Annotated in this window: 2 protein-coding genes; both read left to right on the top strand. The window is 46.7% G+C overall.

From position 1 onward, the window contains the following. Positions 1-8 precede the first annotated feature (8 nt). Positions 9-7,688: a non-ribosomal peptide synthetase gene (locus MY9_RS10065; protein ID WP_014664165.1), complete on the top strand. Its 7,680-nt coding sequence runs from the start codon at positions 9-11 to the stop codon at positions 7,686-7,688. Between the two features lie 18 nt (positions 7,689-7,706). Continuing rightward, positions 7,707-15,374 (top strand): non-ribosomal peptide synthetase, encoded by a 7,668-nt coding sequence (locus tag MY9_RS10060; protein WP_014664164.1) that lies wholly within the window; start codon positions 7,707-7,709, stop codon positions 15,372-15,374. Positions 15,375-15,386: the final 12 nt, after the last annotated feature.

Below are 15,386 nucleotides of genomic sequence, written 5' to 3'. Positions count from 1 at the left end.
TGGAATTGATGGCACAATCGGCGCAAATTCAAGATATTTATCCGTTATCGCACATGCAAGAAGGAATGCTGTTTCATTCACTGATGGATTTCAGCTCAAAAGCCTATGTCGAACAGACCTCGTTTACGATCACAGGCAATCTATGCATCGACTCGTTTCAAAAGAGCTTAAACCTTCTTGTCTCAAGGTATGATATTTTCAGAACAATTTTCATTAAAGAAGTACCAGATCTTACAGGGCCGCAGCAGGTAGTCTTGTCAAACCGTGAATTGACAGTATATAGAGAAGATATTTCTCGCCTGGCTGATCAAGACCAGCAGACGCTGATTGATGCTTTTATGACCAAGGATCGGGAAAAAGGATTTGATTTGCAAAAAGATCCATTAATGCGCCTTGCCCTTTTTGATAGAGGCGACAGCCAATATACATGTGTCTGGACACATCACCATATCATTATGGATGGCTGGTGTCTCGGCATTATTCTGAAAGAGTTTTTCATCATGTATGATTCACTCAAAAATAACTCACCTGTACAACTTGGCAGGACGGTGCCGTACAGCCGTTATATTGAATGGCTCGGAGAACAAGATCAAGAAGAGACTGCTGCTTATTGGAGCGGATATTTGAAGGAGTACGGGAATACTGCTTCTATTCCCCGGATAAAGAGCCGCCCAGCGGACAGGGATTACGAAGCCGCTCAGGTCCGATTTTCTTTAGCGCCGGAAATGGTTGAGAAACTGACTGCGGCCGCCCAAAAATGGGGAGTCACACTAAACACGTTGTTTATGAGTATTTGGGGCATGCTTCTCCATCGATATAATGCCGCTGATGATGTCGTTTTTGGCTCCGTTATTTCTGGACGTCCGTCAGCGATTGACGGGATTGAATCAATGGTCGGCTTGTTTATTAATACGGTCCCAGTGCGAATTCGATCTGCTGAGGGCATGACGTTTTCTTCGCTGGCCAAATCTGTGCAGGAGGATTTTTTATCATCTGAACAGCACGGGTATTATCCGCTTTATGACATTCAAAACCATAGTCCATTGAAGCAAGGTTTGATCGATCATATTTTTGTTTTTGAAAATTATCCTGTACAGCTTGATCAGGCATTACGCATCGAGAGCGAGAATGAGGAAAATGCGCTGAAGCTGGGTGACATTTCAATGTCGGAGCAAACCAATTACGACTTTAATATCGTGATCGTTCCGGGAGAATCATTTTATATCAAATTCAGCTACAACGCAGCCGTTTATGAACGTGAGGAGATGCTGCGGATACAAGGCCATCTAAAGCAAGCGCTTGAATGCATTGTGACACATCCCGATGTTGCCGTCAGTGACATCAATATCGTGCCGCCGGAGGAACAACAGGTTATCCAATTGTTTAATGAAACAGAGCGTCCTTATGTGAACAAAACGATATCCCAATTGTTCGAGGAACAAGCTTACAAAACACCCGAAGCTGCTGCATTGAAAATGGGAGACGAATGCTGGACCTATCGTCAATTAAACGGAAGGGCCAATCAGATTGCGCATGCTCTCATAGAAAAAGGGGTTGGATCTGGAGATATCGTCGCTGTGATGATGAGGCGGTCAATGGAAATGCCAGCAGCTTTACTAGGGATTTGGAAAGCGGGGGGCGCTTATATGCCGCTTGATCCAAATGTTCCGACAGAACGTCTTTCTTTCTTGCTGAAGGACAGTCAAGCGGCTCAAATGCTGATAGAAGAAGACCTTATGACATTTATCCCGCCGCACTATGAAGGAAACATGATATCGATAGAACGAACAGAAAGCCTTCAATCAGCAGCTCCAGATGTGCCGCCTGGTGATCTTGCCTACTTAATTTATACGTCGGGAACGACAGGGCGGCCTAAAGGTGTTCTTGTTGAACATCAAGGCATTGCCAATACATTGCAATGGAGACGGGAAGAGTATGGCATGACCGAACAGGATATATCCCTCCATTTGTTTTCATACGTGTTTGACGGCTGTGTAACGAGCTTATTTACCCCGCTTTTATCCGGTGCTTGCGTATTGCTGACAACGGATGACGAAGCGAAGGATGTGCTAGCCCTTAAGCGAAAAATAGCCCGTTATAAGGTCAATCACATGATCATTGTTCCTTCTCTGTACCGGGTGTTATTGGAAGTAATGACTGCTGAGGATGCAAAAAGTCTTCGTATTGTGACATTTGCTGGTGAAGCGGTCACACCTGACCTGGTTAAGATGAGCGAAAAGATTTGTCCTTCTGCAGAATTGGCAAATGAATACGGTCCGACCGAAAATAGTGTGGCAACAACAATATTGCGTCAACTGAACGAAAAAGAGAGGATCACGATCGGACACCCGATAGCAAACACGAAGGTATTTGTTTTGTACGGAAATCAGATACAGCCGATCGGCGCGGCGGGCGAACTGTGTATTTCCGGCGCGGGCCTTGCGAGAGGATACTACAAACAGGCGGAGCTGACAGAGAAAGTATTCTACGATCATCCATTCCTTGAAGGGGAGCGCGTATACCGAACAGGTGATGCAGGCCGTTTTTTACCGGATGGAACGATTGAATATATTGGACGTTTTGATGATCAAGTGAAAATTAGGGGTTACCGCATTGAACTGGGAGAGGTTGAAACGGTTCTTCGACAGATACCAGGTGTAAAGGAAGCAGCCGTACTGGCCCGTGATGTTTCTGCTGGGGAAAAAGAGCTTGTTGCTTATATCGTTCCGGAAAAGGGAAACAGTCTCCCAGATTTGTATCGGCATCTTGTTGGGACATTGCCGTCCTATATGATTCCAGCAAGTATGATCAACATCAGCCGAATGCCATTAACATCCAGCGGAAAGCTTGACCGCTCAGCACTTCCTGAACCTGAAACAAATACGAGCCTCACATATATGGCGCCCCGAACCTTAATCGAAGCTGATCTCGCACGTATTTGGGAAGATGTGCTGAATAAACAGCCAATCGGCATTCGTGATGATTTCTTTCAGTTAGGCGGACAGTCCTTAAAAGCGACCTTACTTGTATCAAGAATACATAAAAAGCTTAATATTGAGCTGCCGATCAGTGAGGTTTTTTCAAATCCGACAATTGAAAGCATGGCTGTCAAATTGATGAGCTTAAAAGAACATGCTTTTACACAGATTGAACCTGCGGATCAAAGAGATGTCTATCCGCTGTCTTTCGCACAAAAACGATTATATGCTCTTCATCAGCTGGCAGATGACAGCACAGGCTATAACATGCCCGCTGTACTTGAATTAAGCGGATACCTCGATCGTCAGCGGATGAGAAGCGTTCTCACAGAACTTGTGATTCGGCATGAAGCATTGCGGACTGTTTTTGTGATTGATGGAGGAGAGGCCGTACAGCTCATTTATCCTGAGATGGACTTTGATCTGAAAGAGCTTGAAATGGAATCAGACCAAATGCTTGAGTCTGCAATTGAGTCCTTTATCAAACCGTTTGATTTATCGTCCGGCCCGCTTTTTAGAGCATGTCTCGTTTCGATGGGCAATAACCGCGGATTTTTGCTGCTTGATATGCATCATATTATCGCTGACGGTGTCTCGATGAGCACTTTAGTCCAAGAATTTACTGACTTATATTGCGGAAAAGAGCTTCCAGCATTAAGCCTGCAATATAAAGATTTTGCTGTTTGGCAACAAGAGAAGTATCCTGAAGAATTACACAAAAAACAGGAGGCCTATTGGCTCAATCAGCTAGGGGGGAGACTTCCTGTATTAGATTTACCGCTTGATCAAACAAGACCGCGTCTCCCCGATTTCAGCGGCGGAACAATCGAAGTCAACATTGATAAAGACACGGCTGATGAGCTGCACCGTGTAATGGCAGAAACGGGAACAACATTGTATATGATTCTTCTGGCTTCCTATTCTATTTTGTTATCTAAGCTAAGCAGACAAGAGGATATTGTTGTCGGCTCACCTGCTTCCGGAAGACCGCACGCCGATCTGGAGCGCGTCATCGGGATGTTCGTCAATACACTAGCAATTCGCTGCCAGCCCGAGGGCCGCAAAACGTTCAGCTCGTATTTGCAGGACATTCGCCACCTGGCTCTGACAGCTTATGAGCATCAGGATTATCCTTTTGAGAAGCTGGCAGATAAGCTCGATACACATAGAGAAGTTAATCGCAACCCGCTGTTTGATGCGATGCTCGTGCTTCAAAGCAGTGATGATTTTCAGTTCGAAGTGCCGGGTCTATCGATTTCGTCTGTCACTCCTAAACACGATATATCTAAATTTGATTTGACCTTGCACGCTGAGGAGCATTCTGGCGGAATCCGCTGCCGTTTTGAATACAGCACTGCTCTTTTTGAAGAAGAAACCATTGCACGGTGGGCATCCTATTTTATTGAGCTGATAAAAAGTGTAACGGCGGATACCGAGATGAGGATTTCGGATATGCAATTGCTTCCTTCTGAAGAGCGTGACTTGCTCCTTGAAAAAATGGGACAGTATGCAGCTTATCCAAGAAATGAAAACATTGTAAGCTTATTTGAAAAAAAAGCCGCTGAACATCCGGAGCATCTCGCAGTGGTGTGCGGTGACTCTCAGCTTACCTATCGAGAGCTGAATGAAAAAGCCGAGCGGACAGCTGCTCTGCTGATCAAACGAGGAGTCAGCGCTGGGGATATCGTCGGTCTGATGCTCGATCGGTCATCTGATATGGTCATTGGTGTTTTATCGATTTTAAAAGCTGGAGGGGCCTACTTGCCGATTGATCCTGAATATCCTCAGGAACGTATTAGCTTTATGCTCAATGATAGCGGGACAGAGATATTGCTGACAGAGCGCAGTCAAAACAAGCCCGCAGGCTACAACGGACATATTTTGTATATCGATGAAGGCGAAAACGACTCAATTCCGGCTGATTTAAACATTCAAATATTAACGGATCAGCCTGCATACGTGATATACACATCCGGAACGACTGGCCAGCCAAAGGGCGTCATTGTCGAGCACCGCAATGTGATCAGTCTCTTAAAGCATCAAAACCAACCTTTTGAATTTGGCCATGAAGACATCTGGACGTTCTCTCATTCATATTGTTTTGATTTCTCTGTATGGGAAATGTTTGGTGCGTTATTGAACGGAAGCACACTAGTCGTGGTCTCTAAGGAAACAGCCCGTGATCCCCAGGCATTTCGATTATTGTTAAAAAAAGAACGCGTCACTGTACTCAATCAGACCCCAACAGCTTTTTACGGCCTGATGCATGAAGATCAAAACCATCCGGACCGATTAACCATCCGCTACGTCATTTTTGGCGGTGAAGCTTTACAGCCAGGCATGCTTCAAAGCTGGAATGAAAAATATCCTCATACCGATCTCATCAATATGTACGGTATTACAGAAACGACGGTACATGTAACGTTCAAAAAATTGTCCGCAGCAGATATTGCAAAAAATAAAAGCAATATCGGCCGGCCTCTTTCAACTCTGCAGGCTTATGTGATGGACGCTCATATGAATCTGCTGCCTATCGGAGTTCCAGGGGAGCTGTATATAGGCGGTGAAGGTGTGGCACGGGGATATCTAAACAGAGATGAGTTGACCGCTGACCGTTTTGTACCCAATCCATACTTTCCGGGGGACAGATTATATCGCACGGGAGATCTTGCTAAACGCCTGTCAAATGGCGAGCTGGAATACTTAGGACGCATTGATGATCAGGTTAAAGTCAGAGGACATCGCATCGAGTTGGGTGAAATCCAAGCGGCTCTTCTCCAGCTTCCAATGATTAAAGAGGCGGCTGTCGTTACCAGAGCAGACGAGCAAGGGCAAACAGCTATATATGCTTACATGGTGATAAAAGATCAACAAATTGCGAATATATCAGACATCCGGACTTCTCTAAAAACCATGCTGCCTGACTTTATGCTGCCCGCCCGCTTGATACAGATTGACAGCATCCCGCTAACTGCTAATGGCAAGCTTGATCAGAAAGCTCTCCCGGAACCTGAAAAACACACTTATACTGCTGATGATATCAGCCCAAGAGATGAGATTGAAAAGGTGATGGCTGAAATTTGGGAGGAGCTTCTTGATGTAGATGAGCTGGGCGTAAACGCCAATTTCTTTGAACTGGGCGGAGATTCTATTAAAGCGCTGCAGGTTTGTGCCAGACTGAAGCAGCGCGGATATGAAACGACAGTACGTGAGATGTTTGAACATCAGACTCTTGGTGAACTGTCCGCTCGTGTCCAAAAAGCCGTACGCGTCATTGACCAAGGTCCGGTCGAAGGTGAGATCACTTGGACACCTATCCAGCAATGGTTTTTCTCGCAATCTCTGGAAAGCCATCATTTTAACCAGTCCGTTATGCTCTACCGGTCTGAACGATTTGACGAGATTGCGCTCAAAAAGGTGCTAAAAAGCCTGGTAACCCATCATGACGCACTGAGAATCATATGCCGGTATGAAAATGGCAGTCCGGTTCAGCTAAACAGAGGCATAGATCTGCCAGATGAGGAGCTATATGCTTTTGAACTGTTTGATGTAAAGGATAACGCAACAGACGCACATAGCAGGATTAAGAAAGCAGCCAGCCAAATGCAGGAGCATATGCGTTTGGAAACCGGACCCTTGCTTCACGCTGGATTGTTCAGAACCGAGAATGGTGACCATTTGTTTCTGACGATTCATCACTTAGTCGTTGATGCGGTTTCTTGGCGCATTTTGTTTGAGGATTTTTCAACAGCTTACAAACAGGCAGTCTCAGGAGAATCTATTAAACTGCCGCAAAAAACAGACTCATATTTAACGTATTCACAAAAAATAGCTGACTACTCAAAAAGCCGGCAAGTGCAGCGCGAAGCAGTGTATTGGGATGAGTGCGAGAACCGTCACATTCAGCCTGTTCCAAAAGACAATGACGCAGCACCTAACACATTCATAGATACAGAAATGATTGATTTTGAGCTGTCCCGCCATCACACAGAATTACTGTTAACGGCTGTGCATAAAGCTTACAGCACGGAGATGAATGATATCCTTCTGACAGCTTTAGGACTTGCTTTGCAGCAATGGACGGGCAATAACCAATTTAAAATCAGCATGGAGGGCCACGGAAGAGAATCCTATCTTGACGACATTGATATTAGCAGAACTGTTGGCTGGTTCACCTCCATTTATCCTGTGTGGCTTGATATGAGCGATTCTGAACATAAGAATAACGATGAGCGGCTGGGCCACCTCATTAAACAGACAAAAGACATGCTGCATCGTATACCGCATAAAGGTGTGGGCTACGGTGTGCTGAAATATATCAGCAAAAAATGGGACTCTGAGAAAAACAGCCCGGAAATCAGCTTTAATTATTTAGGTCAATTTGATCAGGATATTCAGTCAAAAGCCTTTGAAGTGTCTGACATCAAGCCAGGAAATGAGATCAGCCCGAACTGGGAGCGGCCTTATGTACTGGATATCAGCGGTGCCATTTCTTCGGGATGCCTGAACCTGCACATCATCTATAACAGGCTACAATTTGAGGAAAATACAATCCAAACATTTGCCGGGCATTTTGAACAGACACTGCAAAACATCATTGAGCATTGTACGGGCAAAGAAAGCCGAGAATGGAGCGCATCGGATTTCACTGATGAAGATTTAACGCTTGATGAATTGAACGAGATTATGGGAGCCGTCAACAAACTATAGGGAGAGGAGATTCATCTGATGCCGCAGCAACCCGAAATACAGGATATATACCCTTTGTCTTTTATGCAGGAAGGGATGCTTTTTCACTCATTGTATGATGAACAGTCGAGAGCTTATTTTGAACAGGCCTCTTTTACGATCAATGGACAGCTTAACTTGGAGCGTTTCCAGAAAAGTATGGATGCTGTTTTTGACAGGTACGATATCTTTCGAACAGCATTCATCTATAAAAATGTTGCCAAGCCTCGTCAGGTCGTGCTCAAGCAACGTCCTTGCCATGTTCATTTTGAAGATATTTCTCATCTCAATGAAAAAGATAAAGAACATTGTACAGAGGCATTCAAAGAGCAGGATAAATCCAGGGGATTCGATCTGCAAACGGATGTACTAATGAGAATATCTATTTTAAAATGGGCGCCTGGTCGTTATGTCTGTATTTGGAGCCACCATCATATTTTAATGGATGGCTGGTGTTTAGGCATTGTCATTAAAGATTTTCTTCACATTTATCAAGCGCTGGGTAAAGGCCAGCTTCCTGATTTGCCTCCCGTACAGCCGTACGGGACGTATATTAAATGGCTGATGCAGCAAGATCGTGAAGAAGCAGCTGAGTACTGGAAAAAGAGACTTCAGCATTTCGAAAAATCTACACCCCTGCCGAAAAGAACAGATCAAATTCCGAATGGGACACTACAGCAAATCACGTTTACCATTCCCGAAAAAGAAACCGCCGAATTACAGAAAATCGCAGCAGCTTCTGGTGCGACACTAAACACTGTTTTCCAAGCTTTATGGGGGATTATGCTTCAAAAGGTCAATCGCAGCAGCGATGCTGTGTTCGGTTCAGTTATATCAGGCAGACCTTCTGAGCTAAAAGATGTGGAAAACATGGTCGGGCTTTTTATCAATACCATTCCTATTCGAGCCCAAAGTGATTCTCTGTCTTTTTCTGACCTAGTCAGGAGAATGCAAAAGGACATGAATGAGGCAGAAGCCTATAGTTACTTTCCCTTGTATGATATTCAGGCGCAGAGTGCTCTTAAGCAAGAATTGATCGATCATATTATCGTCTTTGAAAATACACCTACCCAGCAAGAGATCGAAGAGATGAATCAAGCGGGGTCATTTGATTTCTCCGTCAAAGATTTTGAGATGGAAGAGGTGACCAATTATAGTTGCAGTGTCAAAGTGATCCCAGGCCGTACCTTGTCCGTTCGGATTCATTTTCAGACCAGCGCTTATCAACCAAGCATGATGTCCGAAATAAAAGATTATTTGCTGCACATGGTCTCTGACGTCATCTCTGATCCATCTCTTCCTGTGTCAAAGATGACATTGCTTGATGAGAACAAAACACGGAAAATCGTTTCTCAAAACAACAGGTCAGTATCTGTTTCGCCTGAAGCCCCAACTTTGCACGGTCTGTTTGAACGACAGGCGGCTTTCACACCGGAGCGGACAGCCATCCGATTTTCAGGCGGTTCGCTGACGTACGCTGAGCTTGACATGTATGCCAGCCGGCTGGCTGCCCGCCTTGCGGCACGCGGCGTCTCAAAGGAAAGCATCGTAGGTGTCCTGTCTGAGCGGTCACCTGACATGCTGATCGCTGTACTTGCTGTATTAAAAGCTGGCGGGGCGTATTTGCCGCTTGATCCTGAGTATCCAGAAGAGCGGCTGAGCTACATGCTGAAAGACAGCGGGGCGGATCTCTTACTGACACAGCCGGGATGCTCCGCACCGAGCTTTTCCGGAGAGACGCTTGAAGTTGACCTGACATCTCTTGGGAGAGAAAAAGCAGAAAACCATGTATTTGTTTCTGCTGACAGTGGTTCTCTCGCCTATGTCATCTATACGTCTGGCTCCACCGGGCAGCCAAAAGGGGTAGCCGTCGAGCACCGCCAGGCTGTTTCCTTTCTGACCGGCATGCAGCACCAATTTCCGCTTTCGGAAGATGACATTGTCATGGTGAAAACCTCTTTTTCCTTTGATGCGTCTGTGTGGCAGCTGTTTTGGTGGTCGCTTTCCGGTGCTTCGGCTTATCTGCTTCCTCCGGGCTGGGAGAAAGATCCGGCATTGATTGTCAAAGCCATTCATCAGGAAAAGGTGACAACGGTTCATTTTATTCCGGCTATGCTGAACAGTTTTCTCGATCAAGCGGAAATCGTAACACTAAGTGACGGGACAAGCCTGAAGCGTGTATTTGCCGGAGGTGAACCGCTTGCACCCCGTGTGGCAGTGCGATTTGCTTCTTTATTGCCTGAGGTATCGCTGATCCATGGCTATGGGCCGACAGAAGCAACGGTTGACGCGGCATTCTACGTGTTGGACCCAGAGCGGGACAGGGACCGCTTTAGGATTCCGATCGGGAAGCCTGTACCCGGTGCGCGTTTGTATGTTTTAGATCCCCATTTAGCCGTACAGCCCTTAGGGGTCTCAGGCGAACTGTACATTGCCGGAGCGGGTGTGGCCAGAGGCTATCTGAATCGGCCGGCCTTAACGGAGGAGCGTTTTCTTGAGGACCCGTTTTACCCGGGGGAACGCATGTACAAAACAGGGGATATAGCCCGCTGGCTCCCTGACGGGAATATGGAATTCCTCGGCCGCACGGATGATCAGGTGAAAATCCGTGGTTACCGGGTTGAGCCTGGAGAAATTGAAGCGGCGCTTAGAAGCATAGAAGGCATAAGGGAAGCGGCCGTTACCGTACGGACAGACAGCGGCGAGCCGGAATTATGCGCTTATATAGAAGGACTCCCGAGAAACGAAGTGCGGGCGCAGCTTGAGAGACGGCTGCCGGGCTACATGATCCCAGCCCATATGATCGAGATGGAACAGTGGCCGGTTACGCCAAGCGGAAAGCTGGACCGGAACGCCCTGCCAGCTCCTAACGGAGCGGCAGATGCAGAGACCTACACAGCGCCAAGAAATGTGACCGAGATGAAGCTTGCCCAGCTGTGGGAAGACGTCCTGAAAAACGGCCCTGTCGGGATTCACGACAACTTCTTTGACCGCGGAGGACATTCCTTAAAAGCAACGGCGCTTGTCTCCCGAATCTCAAAAGAATTTGATGTACAGGTGCCGCTGAAAGATGTGTTTGCCCATCCGACGATAGAAGGACTGGCTTCTGTTATCCGTGAAGGAACGGACAGTCCATATGAAGCAATAAAACCGACGGAACAGCGTGAAACCTATCCGGTTTCCTCTGCCCAAAAACGGATTTATGTCCTTCAGCAGCTGGAGGACGGAGGGACAGGCTACAATATGCCGGCGGTATTGGAGCTGGAAGGAAAGCTCAATCCCGAAAGGCTGGACAGGGCTTTCAAAGAGCTGATCAATCGCCACGAGTCGCTTCGGACCTCCTTTGAACAGGATGGAGGCGGCGAGCCGGTGCAGCGCATCCATGACGAGGTGCCGTTCACATTACAGACGACAGTTCTAGGCGACCAAACCGAACAGGGGGCCGCAGCCGCGTTTATCAAGCCGTTTGATCTCAGCCAAGCGCCTCTGTTCCGTGCCCAAATCGTAAAGGTATCAGATGAGCGGCACCTGTTGCTGGTTGATATGCATCACATCATTTCAGACGGTGTTTCCGTCAACATTCTGATTCAGGAATTCGGAAAGCTGTACAACAACCGGACCCTTCCGGCGCTTCATATTCAATATAAAGATTATGCCGTATGGCAAGAAGGATTCAAAACAGGAGACGCGTACCAGACGCAGGAGGCGTACTGGCTGAAGCAGCTCGAGGGCGAGCTGCCGGTGCTGGATCTCCCGGCTGATCAACCCCGCCCGCCGGTGCGAAGCTTTGCGGGTGACAAGGTCTCATTTACGCTTGATCAAGAAGCGGCATCAGGGCTTCACAAGCTGGCACGGGAGAATGGAAGCACACTGTACATGGTGCTCCTTGCGGCCTACACAGCGTTATTGTCACGCTTAAGCGGACAGGAAGATATCATCATCGGCTCGCCAATTGCCGGCCGGCCGCACAAGGATCTCGAGCCGATACTCGGCATGTTTGTGAACACGCTGGCGCTGCGGACACGCCCGGAGGGCGGGAAGCCGTTTGTACAGTATTTGCAGGAAGTGCGCGAGACAGCATTGGAAGCCTACGAGCATCAGGATTATCCGTTCGAAGAGCTTGTCGATAAGCTTGAATTGACAAGGGATATGAGCCGGAATCCGCTCTTTGACGTCATGTTTGTTCTTCAAAACATGGATCAGGAATCGTTGGACCTGGATGAACTGTGTCTCAAACCTGCAGCAAACAATGGGCATCAAACGTCCAAATTTGATTTAACGCTATATGCTCAGGAACAGCCCCACGGTTTGCTGACGTTCCAAATGGAGTTTAGTACTGACTTATATAAGAAAAAAACGATAGAAAAGTGGCTTCAATACTTCATCAATATGTTACTCTCCATCATCCAGGACAACAAAGCCGTTCTCGGAACAATAAATATCCTGAATGAAGATGAGGCCCATTACCTTATCCATGAACTCAATCGTACAAAAATGGATTATCCAAGAAATGAAACCATCAGCAGACTCTTTGAAATGCAGGCGGAACAAACGCCTAATGCCATAGCAATTGTCAGCGATACACAAGAGTTAACTTACGCGGATCTGAACAGCTGGGCAAATCAAATTGCTTCACTTCTACAGAGAAAGGGAGTCGGTCCCGATCGAGTCGTAGCCTTGTTGGCAGGACGAACGCCAGAACTCATAGCAGGTATGCTGGGCATTCTGAAAGCCGGGGGAGCCTATCTGCCTATCGATTCTAATCTGCCTGTTGAACGGATAGCTTATATGCTGTCTGACAGCAGGGCAGCATTACTCCTTCAATCTGAAAAAACAGAAAAACAGCTATTAGGCATTGAATGTGAACAAATCATAATCGAAGATATTCAAAAGCAAGGAGAGGCGAAGAACGTTGAATCTTCAGCAGGGCCCCATTCACTTGCATATATCATTTATACCTCTGGATCAACCGGTAAACCAAAGGGTGTCATGATTGAGCAGCGAAGTGTCATTCGTCTTGTGAAAAACAGCAATTATATTACATTTACACCTGCTGACCGCCTTCTGATGACATCATCAATCGGTTTTGACGTTGGATCATTTGAATTTTTTGGACCGCTGTTAAATGGTGCCGCTTTGCACCTGTCCGATCAACAAACCTTTCTCGATTCCCAACAGCTTAAGAGATACATAGAACATCAAGGAATCACAACGATGTGGCTGACCTCGTCTCTATTCAATCATTTGACAGAGCAACTCGAGACAACATTTTCGCAGCTTAACCATCTGATCATAGGCGGAGAAGCTTTGTCGGCAAGCCACGTCAATCGAATCAGAAATGCCTGCCCGGAAGTATCGATATGGAACGGATATGGGCCAACCGAAAATACAACTTTTTCGACATGCTTCCACATTCAAAAAACATATGAACTCTCCATTCCGATCGGGCGGCCGGTTGGCAATTCCACCGCATATATCTTCAATCAATGGGGAATGCTGCAGCCGGCCGGAGCTGTTGGCGAACTTTGTGTCGGCGGAGATGGCGTTGCCAGAGGGTATTTACACCGTCCTGATTTAACGAAAGAGAAATTTGTCAAAAACCCATTTGTACCCGGCGATCGACTGTACCGCACAGGTGATCTGGCGCGCTGGCTTCCCGATGGCACAATTGAGTACGTTGGCCGTATTGATGATCAAGTAAAAGTCAGAGGCTATCGGGTAGAGCTGGGTGAGATCGAATCAGCACTTCGCCACATAGACGGAGTCAAAGAAGCGGCGGTGTTGGCACGTACAGGACAGTCAGGGAGCAAAGAGCTGTTTGGCTATATCAGCGTAAAAGCGGGCACGAATGCTGAACAAGTGCGTTCTCTTCTCGCCCGTTCACTGCCTAATTATATGATTCCGGCGTATATCATTGAAATGGAGAATCTTCCGCTCACATCGAACGGCAAATTGAACCGGAAAGCACTGCCTGAACCAGATTTCGCATCTAAACAAACATACATCCCGCCACGCAACGAACTTGAAGAGCAGCTGGCATTGATCTGGCAGGAGGTTCTAGGCATCCAGAGGATCGGAATAGAGGATTCATTCTTTGAATTGGGCGGCGATTCCATCAAAGCGCTTCAAGTTTCTGCACGTCTCGGGCGCCACGGGTTAAGCTTGCAGGTAAGTGATTTATTCCGTCATCCAAAGATAAAAGACTTATCACCATTTATTCGTAAAACAGAGAGAGTCATAGAACAAGGACCTGTTCAGGGAGATGTTCCATGGACGCCTATTCAGAAATGGTTTCTCTCACAAGACATAGAAGAACGACACCATTTCAATCAGTCTGTCATGCTTTTCCATACTGACCGTTTGTCTGAAGACGCTCTTAGAGCATCCTTAAAAAAGCTGGCGGAGCATCATGATGCGCTTCGGATGGTTTATCGTAACGATGGCGGGCGATGGATTCAAATCAACCAAGGCATTCATGAATCACAGCTATACAGGTTAAAAATATCTGATCTTTCACAATCTGAAAACGATTGGGAAACACAAATCAAACGAGAAGTTGCAGATCTTCAGCAAAGCATCAATTTGCAGGAAGGGCCATTGTTACATGCCGCGTGGTTTAAAACACTGACCGGAGATTACTTGTTCCTCGCGATCCATCATCTAGTCGTTGACGGTGTGGCATGGCGGATTTTGCTGGAGGATTTGTCAGCAGGGTACCAACAAGCGTCCTCAGGCCAGCCGATTGATCTTCCGCCTAAAACTGATTCCTATCAGGAATACGCCAGACGGATTCAGGAATATGCCCAAAGCAGCAAGCTGATTCGTGAAGAGGCGTATTGGCGAAGTGCAGAAGAACAGCAAACTGCGGAACTGCCATATGAAATGCCGTTTCATGAGAACACCGGCTGCAGCAAGAGGGACTCGGTAAGCTTTTCACTCTCTGAAGCAGACACTGACGTTTTGCTGCAAAACGTCAATCACGCCTATGGCACAGATACACAAGATATTCTGTTAACCGCAGCATCGTTGGCGATTTGTGAATGGACAGGAGGAAGCAAGCTCCGAATCGCTATGGAAGGACACGGAAGAGAGCACATTATGCCGGAGTTGGATATCAGCCGGACGGTCGGCTGGTTTACATCCATGTACCCGGCCCTCATAAGCTTTGAAAATCAAAGGGATGAGCTGGGAACCGCAGTAAAAACCGTTAAAGATACACTGGGCCGGATACCAAACAAAGGGATAGGTTACGGTATGCTGAAATACCTCACACACCCTGAAAATAAAAGCATTGCGTTTTCAAAAACACCTGAAATCAGCTTTAACTATTTGGGCCAGTTCAACGACATCGAAAGACAGGGCAGCTTCCGCCCATCAAGTCTTGGAAGCGGAAAGGATATCACTCATACATGGAAGCGTGAGCAAATCATAGAGATAAGTGCAATGGCAGCAGACAAAAAGCTTCATTTCAATCTTAGCTATCCGCCGGCCCGTTTCCATAGAAACACAATGGACCAGCTTATCAACAGGATCGAACACTTTTTGCTGGACATTATGAAACACTGCGCCGGTAAACAAAAAGCAGAAAAGACACTGAGCGATTTTAGCAGTCAATCATTAACGGCAGAGGATTTGGACAGTATATCCAGCTTGGTGGAAGAATTGTAGAAAATCGTGACA

This window comes from Bacillus sp. JS (genome assembly GCF_000259365.1).
In the GTDB taxonomy this organism is placed as follows: Bacteria; Bacillota; Bacilli; order Bacillales; family Bacillaceae; genus Bacillus; species Bacillus stercoris.
The sequence above is the reverse complement of the archived record's forward strand: the minus strand, read 5'-3'. Positions and strand labels throughout refer to the sequence as shown.